This window comes from Paraburkholderia sp. A1BS-2L (assembly GCF_051125205.1).
In the GTDB taxonomy this organism is placed as follows: Bacteria; Pseudomonadota; Gammaproteobacteria; order Burkholderiales; family Burkholderiaceae; genus Paraburkholderia.
Genome location: NZ_CP120431.1, coordinates 351,443 through 365,600, shown reverse-complemented (window position 1 = coordinate 365,600; position 14,158 = coordinate 351,443). Strand labels below are relative to the sequence as shown.

Here is a 14,158-nt window from a genome sequence, read left to right as displayed (position 1 = left end):
AACCCGCTCGACATGGCTTTCTATTTGCATGACAACACCGCGACACCGGCGATGGCCTGCGCATTCGGCAACGTGCCTGAGAATCCCAGTGCCACGAGCGGCTGTGTTGCGTCATGCCCAAGCACCTGGAGCTGTTCAGATTGAGCAAGCCGGAATCATCGAGATTGAACAATATGCTCAGGTCGTCGAGCGTGCGCGCCCAGATCGAGTTTGGCCGATGCGGTGGCAACCGTACCGGTGATACCGCCTTCATTGTTGCCGACCGTTTCTGCAATCAATTGCGTGCAGACAAGCGTTCCGCTCGTTGCGGACAGCGCCAGGGGGTGTGCCAACGGCGTAGTGAACGCTCTATGAGCCGCCGTAGGTATTGCCGTCCGTGTCCATGGCATGACACGTGTCGTGCTCAGACAACGCTTGCTTCATTCGCGTTTCAGTCATCTCGCGCATGACGGCGCGACTTCACGCGATAGCAGTCCGGGCGCCCTCGCTACAGCGTAGTGGCATTGCCATTGCGGTCCAGTTCGTAGACCTTATGATGCTGCAAGCGGCGCTTTAGCCACACGCCCGCCTTGCCCAGCACACGCGCTTTCGACCAGATCAGGTCGACCCCCACCAGCCAGTCGGTGTGGGGATACGCAGCCAGTTGCAGCTCCACGAATTCCCCTTCATCGAGCTCGCGCAGGATCAACTGGCGCGGGAAGGTCGTCCAGCCCAGCCCTGCGCGCGTCATCTCCAGCAGCGCGAGATAGCTCTCCGCCTGCCAGCTGCGCGCCGAGTCGAGATATTCCGTACTCGGCAGCGTATTGTTGTGCGCGCTAAACACCAGACGGCGATGCGAGCGCAACTCGGCGAAGCTCACGCTCGCCTGGCGCGCCAGCGGATGGTCGTGGCGCGCCACGTGGGCCAGAATCAGCTTGCCCATCTGCGAAAAGCCCAGGTCGCGCGGGTAATCCGGCTGCGCAAAGGCCACGCCCAGATCCACTTCGCCCTTCAGCAACAAGTCACTCACGTCGCCGTGAAAAGGATGGCGCACATCCAGATCGACGGCGGGAAACTGCGCGGCGAAGTCCTCGATCGCGGGCATCAGCGCGTTGTACGGCACTTCAATTGCGAGCGTCAGGCGCGGCTCGACCAGTTCCCCCAGATCGTTGGCCTGCGATTCCAGATCGAGGCAGCGCTCCAGCACCACCTCCACTTCGTTGAGCAGTTTGCGGCCCGCCGGCGTGAGCGCGGGCAGCTTGCTGGCGCGATCGAACAGCGGCAAGCCCCAATCCACTTCGAGATTGGCGATCGCCGTGCTGATGGTCGATTGCGTCTTGCCCAGGCTGCGCGCCGCCGCCGAGAACGAGCCGGTCTTCGCCACGCGGGCAAACATTTCGAGCTGGTCGAGCGAATAGCGCATGGCGCCTCCCCAATCTATTGAAAAAATCGATGGATATTCGTTTGGTGGCCCCGCAGACGTGATGGATTATGACGTGCCGGCCCCGTGCCTGACCAGCCGCCCGGGACCACGACAAAGGAGACAACTTCATGAGCAAACCAGGTACTCATCCGGTTGACGAGATTCTGCCGCTGCGCCAACTCGCAAGTTACGGATTGCAGCACGTGCTGGTGATGTACGCGGGGGCCGTCGCCGTGCCGCTGATACTCGGCAGCGCACTCGGCCTCACGCAGCAGCAGATGATCAAGCTGATCAACGCCAACCTGCTGACCTCGGGCATCGCCACGCTGATCCAGACGATCGGCATCTGGAAGTTCGGCGCGCGCCTGCCGCTGATCCAGGGCTGCTCGTTCATCGCCATCGCGCCGATGATCATGATCGGCAAGCAATATGGCCTTGCCTGCGTGTTCGGCTCCGTGATCGCGGCGGGCGCGCTCACCGTGCTCATCGCGCCGGTGTTCAGCCGCCTGCTGCGCTTCTTTCCGCCCGTGGTGATTGGCAGCCTGATCACCATCATCGGCGTTTCGCTGATGCCGGCCGCCGCGATCTGGCTAGGCGGCGGCAATCCCGATGCGCCTGGCTTCGGCTCCGCAGCGAATCTGCTGCTCGGCTTCGCAACGGTCGGCATCACGCTGTTCGTTTATGCGCGCTTCAAGGGCTTCATCGGCAATCTTTCGGTGCTGATCGGCTTGATTGTGGGCACCGTCATCGCAACCGCGTGCGGCATGGCGAGCTTCGCGCATGTAGGCGACGCCGCCTGGTTCGAGATCAGTGCGCCGTTCGCATTCGGCCTGCCGCGCTTCGCCGTCACGCCCACGCTCGTGATGGCGCTGGCCATGCTGGTCATCATGGCGGAGACCACCGGCAACGTGCTCGCCATCGGCACCATCATCGGCCGCCCGTCCTCGCAACAGACGCTCGGCAATGCGTTCCGCGCCGATGGCCTCTCGACGATGCTCGGCGGCCTCTTCAACAGCTTTCCCTATAACGCGTTCACCCAGAACACCGGTCTCATCGCGCTTTCGAATGTGAAGAGCCGCTACGTGGTGGCGTCCGCGGGCGTCATCATGGTGCTCATGGGGCTCTTTCCGAAGCTCGGCGCGCTGATCGCCTCGGTGCCGCGCCCCGTGCTGGGCGGCTGCGCGATCGTGATGTTCGGCATGACGACCGTGGCCGGCATTCAGGAACTCTCGCGCGTGAAGTTCGAGGGCACGCGCAACGCGATCATCGTTGCGGTGTCGGTGAGCGTGGGCGTATTGCCGATGTCGTTCCCCACGTTGTTCGCCCAGATCCACGGCCCCGCCAAGCTGATTCTCGACAGCGGCATTTTCCTCGGCGCGATTACCGCCATCGTGCTCAACCTCCTGCTCAACCGCGACAAGCGGGAAGCCGGCGCGCACGAAAACACGCCCGCATTGGCCAGCAACGCCAACACCGAAGTCCATTGAACGCAGCACTGTCTACTTCATTTTCCTCATCCACCACTCACCCAGCACAACGGAAAAAATCCAATGAACGCCAATACGGATCTCGCCCCCGCCGCCCTCGCCGACCGCGATCTCGCCCTGCTGCGCAAAGCCATCGAACTGGCCGACGAATCGCGGCGCAACGGCCGCCATCCGTTCGCGGCGCTCGTGGCCGACGAGCACGGCAACATCGTGGCGTCCGCCGGCAACAACTCGATGCCGCCGCAAGGCGATCCCACCCAGCACGCCGAGCTCGCCGCCGCCGCCCAGGCCGCACGCATTCTCTCGCCCGAGCAGCTCGCGCGCTGCACGCTCTACACGAGTGCGGAGCCGTGCTGCATGTGTGCGGGCGCCATCTACTGGTGCAACATCGGGCGAGTGGTGTATGCGCTTTCCGAGCACCGCCTGCTCTCGCTCACCGGCGATCACCCCGAAAACCCGACGTTCTCGCTGCCGTGCCGCGAGGTGTTCACGCGCGGCCAGCGCCATATCGACGTGGTCGGTCCGCTGATCGAAGACGAAGCCGCTTGCTCGCATCACGGCTTCTGGAAGAGCGCAGGTTTTTCGCACGCGTTCTCGCCGGCTCTTGTCGAAATCGGAACCGGCAGCATCGGCTTCAGCGAAAACCCTACTTAACCGACCTTCGGCGATTGTCTATGTTGTCTACCCAACCGGCGCATGGAACAGTCTTTGCCGAAGGTACGGCGAGCTTTTCACGGCGGCCCCCATTCTTAATACGGAGACTCCAAAGCAATGAAAAAGCTTGCCCTGTTCATGGCGATCCTCGCGATCGCAACCTCCTCGTTCGCGAAGGACTGGTCCACCATCCGCTTCGGCGTCGATGCGAGTTATCCGCCGTTTGAATCGAAGGCCGCGGACGGCAAGCTGGTCGGCTTCGACATCGACCTCGGCAACGAAATCTGCAAACGTCTGAACGCCAAATGCGTCTGGATCGAGCAGGAATTCGACGGCATGATTCCGGCGCTCAAAGCGAAGAAGTTCGACGGCGTGCTCTCCTCGATGTCGATGACGCCGCAGCGCCAGGAGCAGATCGCGTTCTCGTCGAAGCTATTCAACACGCCCACGCGCCTCGTCGCCAAGAAGGGCACCAACCTGCTGCCCACGGCCGAATCGCTCAAGGGCAAGTCGGTGGGCGTCGAGCAGGGCACGATCCAGGAAACCTACGCGAAGACGAACTGGGCGCCCAAGGGCGTGAACGTGGTGCCCTACCAGAACCAGGACCAGGTCTACGCCGACCTGATCTCGGGCCGTCTTGATGGCGCGCTCCAGGACGCGGTGCAGGCCGACCTCGGCTTCCTGAAGACGCCGCGCGGCGCGGGCTACGAGTTCGCGGGCAAGGAGATTCCCTCGGACGGCGCCGGCATCGGCCTGCGCAAGGAAGACACCGACCTGAAGGCGAAGATCGACAAGGCCATCGCCGACATGCTCAAGGACGGCACGTACAAGAAGATCGAAGCAAAGTACTTCGACTTCGACGTGTACGGCAGCAACTAAGCCCTCGAGAACCCGTCACGAAAGCCCAGACCATCCGGTCTGGGCTTTTTTGTTTGCAACGCCACACGCAATGTTGTCTATACATTAAATACCTAAAACGCTTCCCAACCTTTCTGTTTCCATACGTCGAAAATCGGCAAATTCAGGTCGCTTCAGCGAAAACCCCAGTTACTCGAACATCACTGACCGGTTATCTTGTCTATTCAACTTTGCAGATGAACCCTCGTCTGCCTGAGGACGCCGCCAACCCACGGCAGCGTCGATGTCGATACTGGAGACCTTGCGTCAATGAAGAAGCTTGCCCTGTCCCTCGCAATCCTCGCAATCGCCACCTCGGCCTTCGCCAAGGACCCTTCCTCGGTCCGCTTCGGCGTCGATGCGAGTTATCCCCCGTTTGAATCGAAGAGCACGGACGGCAAGCTGGTCGGCTTCGACATCGACCTCGGCAACGAAATCTGCAAGCGCCTGAACGCGAAGTGCGTCTGGGTCGAAAACGAGTTTGACGGCATGATCCCGGCGCTGAAGGCAAGAAAATTCGACGGCGTGCTCTCGTCGATGTCGATGACGCCGCAACGTCTCGAGCAAATCGCCTTTTCGACCAAGCTGTTCCATACGCCAACGCGCCTCGTCGCCAAGAAGGGGGTGAGCCTCCAGCCGACGGCCGACGCGCTCAAGGGCAAGACCGTGGGCGTCGAGCAAGGCACCATTCAGGAAACCTACGCAAAGCTCTACTGGGCTCCGAAGGGCGTGTCGATCGTGCCTTACCAGAACCAGGACCAGGTCTACGCGGACCTGATCTCGGGCCGCCTCGACGCCGCGCTGCAAGACGCCGTGCAGGCCGAGCAGGGTTTCCTGAAGGCCCCGCGCGGCGGGGGCTTCCAGTTCTCGGGCGGCGACATCGACGACCCGAAGGGCACGCTCGGCGCGGGCGCCGCCATCGGCCTGCGCAAGGACGACGTCGAACTGAAAGCGAAGATCGACAAGGCCATCGCCGATATGATCAAGGATGGCACGTACAAAAAGATCGAATCGAAGTACTTCGACTTCGACGTGTACGGCGGCTGAAAAGCCCAACGATCCAGAGCAGCCTCTCATCATGCAGACACAGACACATCCGTTGATATCCCCGGCGCTCGGCACCGAGCGTCACTTGACGAGCTTCCACTACGGCCCCGGCGGCGGGCAGAAGATCTACATCCAGTCATCGCTGCATGCCGACGAACTGCCGGGCATGCTGGTCGCCTGGGCGCTGCGCAAGCGCCTCGCCGCGCTCGAAGCGGCGGACAGATTGCGCGGCGAGGTGGTGGTGGTTCCGGTGCCTAATCCAATCGGTTTGAATCAACGCCTGCTCGGCCAGATGCTTGGCCGCTACGAAGCCGGCACGGCCTCGAACTTCAACCGGCAATTCCACGATCTCGCCGCGCTCGTGATGCCGCGTATCGAGTCGCGCCTTACCGGCGACGCGCAGCAGAACCTGCTTGCCGTGCGCGCCGCCATGCGCGAGGCGCTCGCCGAGCAAACGCCGACCACCGAACTTCAATCGCAGCGCCTCGCGCTGCAGCGCCTTTCGTATGACGCCGATGTGGTGCTCGACCTGCATTGCGACTTCGAAGCCGCGCTGCATCTCTACACGAACCCCGACCTGTGGCCCGAGGTCGAACCGCTCGCGCGCTATCTCGACGCGAAGGCGTCGCTGCTCGCGCTCAATTCGATCGGCAATCCGTTCGACGAGATTCACAGCTTCTGTTGGTCGGAATTGCGTGCGCGTTACGGCGGTCGCTATCCGATTCCGAATGGTTCGATATCCGTAACGATCGAGTTGCGCGGCCAGGCGGACGTGTCCTATGCGTTCGCGGAGCAGGACGCGAACGCGATCGTCGAGTACCTGACGCATCGGGGCGTAATCGACGGCTCGCCCGCGCCGTTGCCGCCGCTCGAATTCGGGCCCACGCCGTTCGCGGGCAGCGAATCGCTGATCGCGCCGGCCTCGGGCGTGATCGTGTTCCGTGCGGCGGTGGGCGCACGCGTCGAGCCCGGTCAGCCGATTGCCGACATCGTCGATCCGCTGACCGACCGCACCGTTACGGTCAAGAGTTCCGTTGCCGGGGTGCTGTATGCGCGGCAGCGCACGCGCTTTGCCACTGCGGGAATGGAAGTGGCATGCGTGGCGGGCAAGGACGCGGTTCGAACCGGCGCGCTGCTGCCGGATTGAGGTGGGTGGTGCGGGCAGCAGGAGCCAAAACTGCTGCCCGATAGAGGCACATCGCATGCTGCGGCATCGCAATGCGTCTCGGACATTTGCAGCAAGTCGATCGGGAGGGTCAGAGCCGATGGATCGGCGCCATTTCCTCAAGTCGTCGGCATTCTTCACAATTGCAGCGGCCACCGGCGCGCGCGCCGCGTCTCGTCCAGCGCTCCCCGCCAACGCCAACGCCGCGAGCAACGGCCTCTACCGCTTTGCGCAGGGAGTCGCCAGCGGCGATCCGCGCGATCGCTCCATCGTGTTCTGGACGCGCTGCGCGCCCGCGCCCGGGAACGAACCGCACCACGCAAAACGCGCCATGCGCGCGGTCCCGCTGCGGCTCGAAGTGTCGAGGCAACCGGACTTCTCCGCGCTCGTCGCCAACGTGCGGCTCGCGGCATTGCCCGCCTACGATTTCACGGTACGCACCAAGGTCACGGCGCTTTCACCAAACACGACGTATCACTATCGGTTCGTCGCCGGCGACGAGGTGAGCGCCAGCGGCGTTGCGCGCACGGCCCCCGATGAAAACGAAGCCAACGACGAGATTCGCTTCGCGTGGCTCAATTGCCAGGACTGGGGCGTCAATCATTGGCAGGCCATGACGCTGCTTGCAGACGAAAGCGATCTCGCCTTTGTCGTGCATGTGGGCGATTACATCTATGAAACGGTCGGAGGCCCGAGAAGCGATGCGGTCGAGACGGCGCATCCGGCGCTGCAGCTACCCGATGCAAAGCGGCTCGCCGACGGCACGCTCTATGCCGATTCGCTCGACGACTATCGCACGCTCTATCGCACCTATCGTTCCGATCCGCGCTTGCAAACGCTGCACCAGCGCCTGCCGATGATCGCGATATGGGACGACCACGAATTCTCCGACGATTGCTGGCAGGATCATCAGGTCTACACCAACGAGGAAAGGCAGGTGAGCGCGCGCCGCCGCAACGCCAATCGCGCGTGGGCGGAGTACATGCCGGTGGACTGGGGCGACGTGCACTTCGATCCGGACAACCCGTCATTCACGAACATTCGCATCTACCGCGATTTTCGTTTCGGCATGCTAATGCATCTCGTGATGACGGACGAGCGCCTCTATCGCGACGATCATGTCGTGAGCGAGGCGGCGATTGCGCGCGCGCACTTGCACGACCCGGTTCATGGCAACGACTCCGTCGGCTCGCGCTACTTCGTCAAGCAGGATGTTCTTCAGCGCTTCGAAACCTGGGATACCAGGCACTTCGGCCGCGCGCCTTCGATACTCGGCGCCGAGCAGACGCAATGGTGGAAAGACACGATGAAGCGCTCGCCAGCGGTGTGGAAGGTGTGGGGCAACGAGGTGATGCTGAACCGCCTGTGGGCTGTGATGCCTGGCGCACCGAAGAATCCCGCGGCGCGCCTCGTGATCGACTGCGATTCATGGGACGGCTATCCGGCGCACAAACACGACCTGCTCTCCTGGTTGAAGGAACAGGGCATCCATAACGCCGTGTCCATCTCGGGTGATCTCCATGCGTTTCAGTGCGGAGTCGTGCGGGACGACCCGGACCCCGTGAAGGGGACGCCCGTGATCGTCGACTTCGTGTGCGCCGGAATCAGCAGCACGTCTTTTTATGCCTACGTCAAGGCGGGCTGGTCCGGCACGCCGTTCGCGTCGCTGGCAACCACACCAGCCAGGCTCGACGCCTTCCTGAAGACCAACAATCCGGATTTGTGCCACGCCGACCACGATGCGCAGGGCTACGCGTCGGTCACCGTGACGCCCGAGCATTTCTCGGTGGTGTTCAACAAGGTGAAGCCCTTGAATCCCGACCGCACCGCGCCCGCGGACGCCCTGCTCGATCGCACGCGGCTGACCGTGCCGAGGGACGCGGTCGAAGTGCACGTCGAGCGCCTCTAGGTCCACGTGAGCAAACGAAGACGCATCCGCAGTTAGAACAACTGTTGCGCATGTCACGCTTCGGTGTTCTCGAAGAAATAGCCTGGCACGTCCGGCCCCCACAGATACAGGGAATCTTCGGGCGAATGGTTGCGCCTGGGCCACCCGGTGCCCGGATTATCAGGTCACGGTGTGCGATCCGCGCGAGGAATATACGGACGAGTGGAACGTGCCGGGCACGACCATCGTTCGCGCCATGCCCGACGACACCGTGATGGACATGAAGCTCGACGAACGCTGTGCAGTGATCGCGCTGACGCACGAACCGAAGCTCGCCAATCTCGCGCTGATGGAAGCGCTGAAAACGCCTGCGTTCTATGTGGGTGCGCTCGGTTCGCGTCGCAATAACGCGGCGCGGCGCAAGCGCTTGAAGGAGTTCGATCTCAACGATGAAGAACTCGCGCGCCTGCACGGACCGGTGGGCATCTACATCGGCAGCCGGACGCCGCCGGAGATCGCCCTCTCGATACTTGCCGAATTGACGGCCGCGAAAAATGGCGTGTCGTTGCCGGAACTGCTGCGGGTCGAAGGCGCTAAGGCGGTCCTGGAGATGGCGGGCAACGCGGTGGGCTGTGGCGCCTTGTAAGCGGAGCAGAAGCGAATACGAATGTTCAACGCCGCTCGTGACTCACGATTACGTCAGTAGAATTGCATGAGGCAAATCGTTTACCTACATTACCAACTACCGGACGGCGAAGAGGTCAACATGCACTTCAGCGAGCGAACGTTCAAGGACGCACTTGGAGCAACCGTCATACAGAGCCGCCTGGGACTTTCACAAGGCAGGCAGGGATACGAGAAGCTCTTGTTTCCGGGCATCGAAGTGGGATTGGCTGGCTGGCAGAGATCACACAGTCAAGGTGGCGGCACGGGATTTGAAAGCCCACATGCTATTCGCTACGCCCCGGAAGAAGTGAATCAGCAGTTTCAGCGCTTAGGTATAGAACGATATCTCAGAGAGCTTGTTGAGCTAAAACCATCAGACACGGAGCTTTGGCTCACAACAGTAACAATGACTCATTCCCGGACGCTTCGGCTAAAGGAAATTCAGTACCGTGTGGATGCGGTGAAGAATGGTCTGTCCCGCAAATTATTCGAGGCAAGCATCGAGGTCTCGGATCAACGGATTAACCCGAAAGTAATCATTCATGCCACGCCCTTCGTGAAGACATTTTGAGTCTCGCCAGAAAGGCCACCACCCTCCCTCCGGCGGATACACGCTGAATCGTCGATAAATCGGCTACTCCCAAATCCGCGCAAACCGGTAATCCGCGAGGTTTCAGTGAACGAAAACATCTCGCTGCATGAACGCAACCCTTCGGTTCCTCGATGACTGAGCCTCGTCTGACCTTCCTCGATCAGAACGAATGGGAACACTGGTTGACGCAAAACGGCGGCACTTCGACCGGGATCTGGCTGCGCCTGGCCAAAAAGGGCGCCGGTAAGCAAACCTTGACTTACGAACAGGCGCTGGAAAGCGCCCTTTGTCATGGCTGGATCGACGGTCAAAAACAGAGCGAAAGCGAAGAATACTGGTTGCAACGCTTCACTCGGCGCTCCGCAAAAAGTATCTGGTCGAGGCTCAACAAAGACCGCGCCGAAGCGCTGATCGCCGCGGGCAGAATGCTTCCCGCGGGCCTGCGGGAGATCGAGAAAGCCAAAGAGGATGGCCGCTGGGCGGCGGCCTATACGTCGGCCAGCAACTCGGTCGTGCCGGACGACCTGCAGGCCGCACTGCATGCCAATCCCAAGGCCAGCGCGTTCTTTGCAACGCTGAACGCCCGCAACCGCTACGCCATCCTGTTTCGTATCCAGCATGCCAAAAAGCCCGCAACGCGGGCGCGCAAGATCGAGGAGTTCATCGGCATGCTCAATCGAGGCGAAACCATTCACCCCCGGCATCCAGCAATCGCAGCACCGGCTTCGATCGCCCGACGCGCCGCAAGGCGAAAACCCTGAACCGTCTGCCGCACTTCCTCCGTGCTCAACGCGCGAAGCCGGAATCATGCATCATCCTGGCGCTCGACCTACCCGCTTGACCTATATCAATGGGCGCATTGGCCGCCGCCCTAACGTTCACACAGGCTCGGAGCGTTCCGAGCCTGGCGCCGGTGCCAGCGAGCGGGAGAATCACCATGGCCGATCAACCCAAAAAGATGAACGTCGTACAACTGACGTTCATCGTCACCGTCAACATGATGGGTTCGGGCATCATCATGCTGCCCGCCAATATGGCGCAGGTCGGCGCGATTTCGTTGCTGTCGTGGCTTGTCACCGCCATCGGCTCGCTCGCCATTGCCTGGGGCTTTGCGCAAGCCGGGCTATTGAATCAGCGCGCCGGCGGCATGGCCGCGTACGCCGAGGAGGCGTATGGCAAGGACGGCTATTTTCAGGTCTTCTTCCTCTACTTCCTCTCTATCGCCATTGCGAACGTAGCGGTCGCAAGCTCCGCGCTCGGCTATCTCGCCGCATTCTTCCCGGTGCTCACCTCCTCGCCAGTCGCGACCTGCCTCGGCGTGATCGCGCTGCTGTGGCTCACCACGCTGGCGAACTTCGGCGGCCCGAAAATCACCGGACGTATCGGCGCGCTCACCGTTTGGGGCGTCATTCTGCCGGTAGGTTTCATCTCGGTTGCTGGCTGGTTCTGGTTTCACGGCGCGACCTTCGCTGCTGCATGGAACCCGAAGGGGCTGCGCCTCGTGGAAGGCATGGGTTCGAGCATCGCGCTCACGCTGTGGGCGTTCCTTGGCATGGAATCGGCGGTGCAGAACTCGTCGGCTGTCGAGAACCCCGCGCGCGATGTGCCGTTGGCGTGCATGTTCGGCACACTGGGCGCGGCGGTCATCTACATTCTCTCCACCGCGGTGATCCAGGGCATCGTGCCCAATGCCGATCTCGCCCGATCGACAGGACCGTTCGGCCTCGCCTTTGCCCGCATGTTCAGTCCTGCCGTGGGTTCGATCGTCATGGCCCTCGCTGCCATGGCGTGCATCGGCTCCTTGCTGGGCTGGCAGTTCACCCTCGCGCAAACGGCCAAGAACGCCGCCGATAGCCAGATGTTCCCCGCCGTTTTCGGCAAGGCGAATCGTGCGGGCGCTCCTGTTGCCGGCATGGTGATCATGGGGATCGTGCAGTCGATGATGGCCGTGTCCACGATTTCGCCCAACCTGAGCGAACAGTTTGCTGCGCTCGTCAACCTGGCCGTGGTCACCAACGTGGTTCCGTATGTCGTGTCGCTCTCCGCGTTGTTTGTGATGATGCGCACCGCCGGCACGGAGTCGGCAAAGTTCCGGCTTAACGCGACGGTGACGCTGGTGGCGCTCGCGTATTCGATTTATGCCATCTACGCTTCAGGCACGAATGCCGTGATGGGCGCAATGCTGGTCATGGCGATCGGCTACGCGATATATGGTTTCGCCGTCAATCGCACCGGCGCGCCGGCTTCCGCGCCGCGCACGGCTGCGGGCCCGACTATCGCCGCGATCACCATCGGCCTGCTGGCGCTTTCGGCATTGATGCCGCATCCGGCGCGAGCGCGTGAACAAACGACGAGTGTGACGATCGCTCGGATCGAGCAATCGGGCACGATCCGCATGGGCTATCTCAGTGGCGCGCGTCCGTTTGCTTATCAGAACGCTGCCGGGCAGGTGACCGGCTACACGGTTGCGCTGTGCCAGAAGATTGCAGAACAGATCAGAAGCGAGGCGGGACTGGCCGCGCTCAAGACCCAGTGGGTCCCCCTCTCGTCAGGCGAAGACATACGCGCACTGCATGAAAAACGTGTCGATCTCGTATGTGGAGCACCCGACACGCTGACGAACAGAGCGGGAATGTCTTTCTCCATTCCTGTCTATCCAGGCGGAATCGGGGCGCTTCTGCGCACCGATGCGCCTTCCGGACTCCGCGAGATTCTTTCTGGCGAACGGGTATCCCATCCGGTCTGGCGCGCGTCGCCCGCGCAATTGCTGTCGCGGCAGACGGTCTCGGTCATCGCGGATTCTCCGGCACAGCGATGGCTTTCCGGCAAGCTCGGCGAGCTCGAGGTTTCCGCGACGGTCGTTCCCGTCACCTCGATGGAGGCAGGTTTGGAGAAGGTGATTGACCGTCGATCGAACGTCTTTTTCGCGGACCGTGCCCTGCTCTTTGCTGCGGCGCACGACAGTCCTGCCGCGGGCGAACTGGTCGTTCTCGACCGGCGATTCACGCGGGTTTCCGTGGCAATCGGCATGGCGCGCGGCGACGACGATCTGCGCTTGCTGATAGACCGCACGCTCAGCCGGCTTTACGGGTCTGCGGAGTTCGCGGCCGTATACGAAAGATCGTTTGGAAAACTCGACGCGGACGCGAGCGCGTTCTTCCGCGCTGCCGCCTTGCCGGAGTAACCATTCCTGCGCTCGTGTAAAACCCGCCTGCGAGCGTCCGTGCAAGGGCCCATGCAAGGTCGTGAAATGCCGTGAAATGCGGCGGGGGCGTTGTTGCAGAAATTGGGGCGCTTCCAGGTGGACTGACGTTTACGTGCAACGCTCGGGTTGACCAGGATGTTAACTTCGCATCGAGCTGCGTAGATTCTCGATTTTTTCCCCGAGAAGATGCGCAAGGACGAACGCAAGGCCAGCGAACCCAAAGGGGTGTACCGCGTCAGGAACTGGCGGGATTACAACGCGGGCTTGATCGCAAGAGGCGATGTAACCATGTGGATTGATGAAGGCGTACTGACGCAGGTACCCGAGGCTGGCCCGACCAGGCACGGCCGACCGCGTGTCTACAGCGATGCAGCGATCCAGATGCTGCTCAGTCTCAAGCAAGTCTTTCATCTGCCGCTGCGCGCACTGCAAGGCTTCGCCCAGAGCTTGCGCAAGCTCGCCTTTCCGAGCTTGCCGGTACCCAACTACACGACCTTGAGCCGTCGCGCCCAGACCCTCAAGGTCGCGCTGCCGGCGCAACGTCCCCATGAGCCCATGCACCTCGTGATCGACAGCACCGGGCTGAAGGTTTACGGCGAAGGCGAGTGGAAGGTGCGCAAGCATGGCTGGTCCAAGCGTCGCACCTGGCGCAAGGTGCACCTCGCGATGGATGCGAACACAGGCCAGATCTGCGCCGCGCTGATGACCCATCAGGACGAAGGCGATGGCGAAGTGTTGCCCGATCTGCTCGACCAGATTCCGGCTGATGTAATGATCGATACCATCGCAGGCGATGGCGCTTACGACACCAAGCCTTGTCACGCGCAGATCGCCGCGCGTGGCGCCAGCCCGTCGATTCCGCCGCGCGAGGGAGCGAAGCCGTGGCCAGACCGCACGCCCGGCGCCACCTGGCGCAATGCAGCTATTGCCGCTATCGAAGGAAGCAGCAGGCGCGAATGGAAGCAGGCGAGCGGCTACCACCGGCGATCGCTCGCCGAGACCTTGATGTACCGGCTCAAGGTACTCACGGGCTCCTGTCTGTGGGCGCGCGCGACGGGCTCGCAAGCCACCGAGGTATCAATCCGTGCGGGTGTACTCAATCGCATGGTAGCCCTCGCTCGCCCGCAGTCCGTCCGTATCGCCTGAGATTGAGAG

At 62.1% G+C, this 14,158-nt stretch carries 11 protein-coding genes and 1 pseudogene; 11 read left to right on the top strand and 1 reads right to left on the bottom strand.

Annotation, left to right across the window (positions count from 1 at the left end; genetic code table 11):
• Positions 1-487: 487 nt before the first annotated feature.
• The gene (locus P5W98_RS31535) at positions 488-1,402 is read right to left on the bottom strand and encodes a LysR family transcriptional regulator (protein WP_421028352.1); all 915 of its coding nucleotides are present in this window, start codon (positions 1,400-1,402) and stop codon (positions 488-490) included.
• Positions 1,403-1,530: 128 nt separating this feature from the next.
• Here P5W98_RS31535 and P5W98_RS31530 point away from each other — a divergent pair, with 128 nt between their 5' ends.
• The 11 genes and pseudogenes from P5W98_RS31530 to P5W98_RS31480 all read left to right on the top strand — a co-directional run bounded on the left by P5W98_RS31530 (position 1,531) and on the right by P5W98_RS31480 (position 14,149).
• Positions 1,531-2,889 (top strand): nucleobase:cation symporter-2 family protein, encoded by a 1,359-nt coding sequence (locus P5W98_RS31530; protein WP_421028351.1) that lies wholly within the window; start codon positions 1,531-1,533, stop codon positions 2,887-2,889.
• Positions 2,890-2,952: 63 nt separating this feature from the next.
• A complete protein-coding gene (locus tag P5W98_RS31525; RefSeq protein WP_421028350.1) occupies positions 2,953-3,543 on the top strand; it encodes a nucleoside deaminase in 591 nt (196 codons plus the stop codon).
• Between the two features lie 117 nt (positions 3,544-3,660).
• Complete coding sequence (locus P5W98_RS31520) at positions 3,661-4,422, top strand: ABC transporter substrate-binding protein (RefSeq protein WP_421028349.1); 762 nt, start codon at positions 3,661-3,663, stop codon at positions 4,420-4,422.
• A gap of 288 nt (positions 4,423-4,710) precedes the next feature.
• Positions 4,711-5,487 (top strand): ABC transporter substrate-binding protein, encoded by a 777-nt coding sequence (locus tag P5W98_RS31515; protein WP_421028348.1) that lies wholly within the window; start codon positions 4,711-4,713, stop codon positions 5,485-5,487.
• A gap of 31 nt (positions 5,488-5,518) precedes the next feature.
• Positions 5,519-6,634, top strand: coding sequence for a succinylglutamate desuccinylase/aspartoacylase family protein (locus P5W98_RS31510; RefSeq protein WP_421028347.1), 1,116 nt, complete (start codon positions 5,519-5,521; stop codon positions 6,632-6,634).
• Positions 6,635-6,752: 118 nt separating this feature from the next.
• Positions 6,753-8,561 carry an alkaline phosphatase D family protein gene (locus P5W98_RS31505; protein ID WP_421028346.1) on the top strand — a complete coding sequence of 603 codons (1,809 nt, stop codon included), beginning with the start codon at positions 6,753-6,755 and terminating at the stop codon, positions 8,559-8,561.
• Between the two features lie 154 nt (positions 8,562-8,715).
• Positions 8,716-9,186, top strand: a pseudogene (locus P5W98_RS31500) (XdhC family protein); the annotation flags it as partial.
• A 66-nt stretch (positions 9,187-9,252) separates the two neighbouring features.
• The gene (locus P5W98_RS31495; RefSeq protein WP_421028345.1) at positions 9,253-9,777 is read left to right on the top strand and encodes a polymorphic toxin type 4 domain-containing protein; all 525 of its coding nucleotides are present in this window, start codon (positions 9,253-9,255) and stop codon (positions 9,775-9,777) included.
• 152 nt (positions 9,778-9,929) lie between these two features.
• Complete coding sequence (locus P5W98_RS31490; RefSeq protein ID WP_421028344.1) at positions 9,930-10,559, top strand: YdeI/OmpD-associated family protein; 630 nt, start codon at positions 9,930-9,932, stop codon at positions 10,557-10,559.
• Between the two features lie 176 nt (positions 10,560-10,735).
• Positions 10,736-12,982 (top strand): putrescine-ornithine antiporter, encoded by a 2,247-nt coding sequence (gene potE / locus P5W98_RS31485; RefSeq protein ID WP_421028343.1) that lies wholly within the window; start codon positions 10,736-10,738, stop codon positions 12,980-12,982.
• Between the two features lie 207 nt (positions 12,983-13,189).
• Entirely contained in the window at positions 13,190-14,149 is a 960-nt protein-coding gene (locus P5W98_RS31480; RefSeq protein WP_421026637.1) for an IS5 family transposase, read from the top strand.
• Positions 14,150-14,158 lie beyond the last annotated feature (9 nt).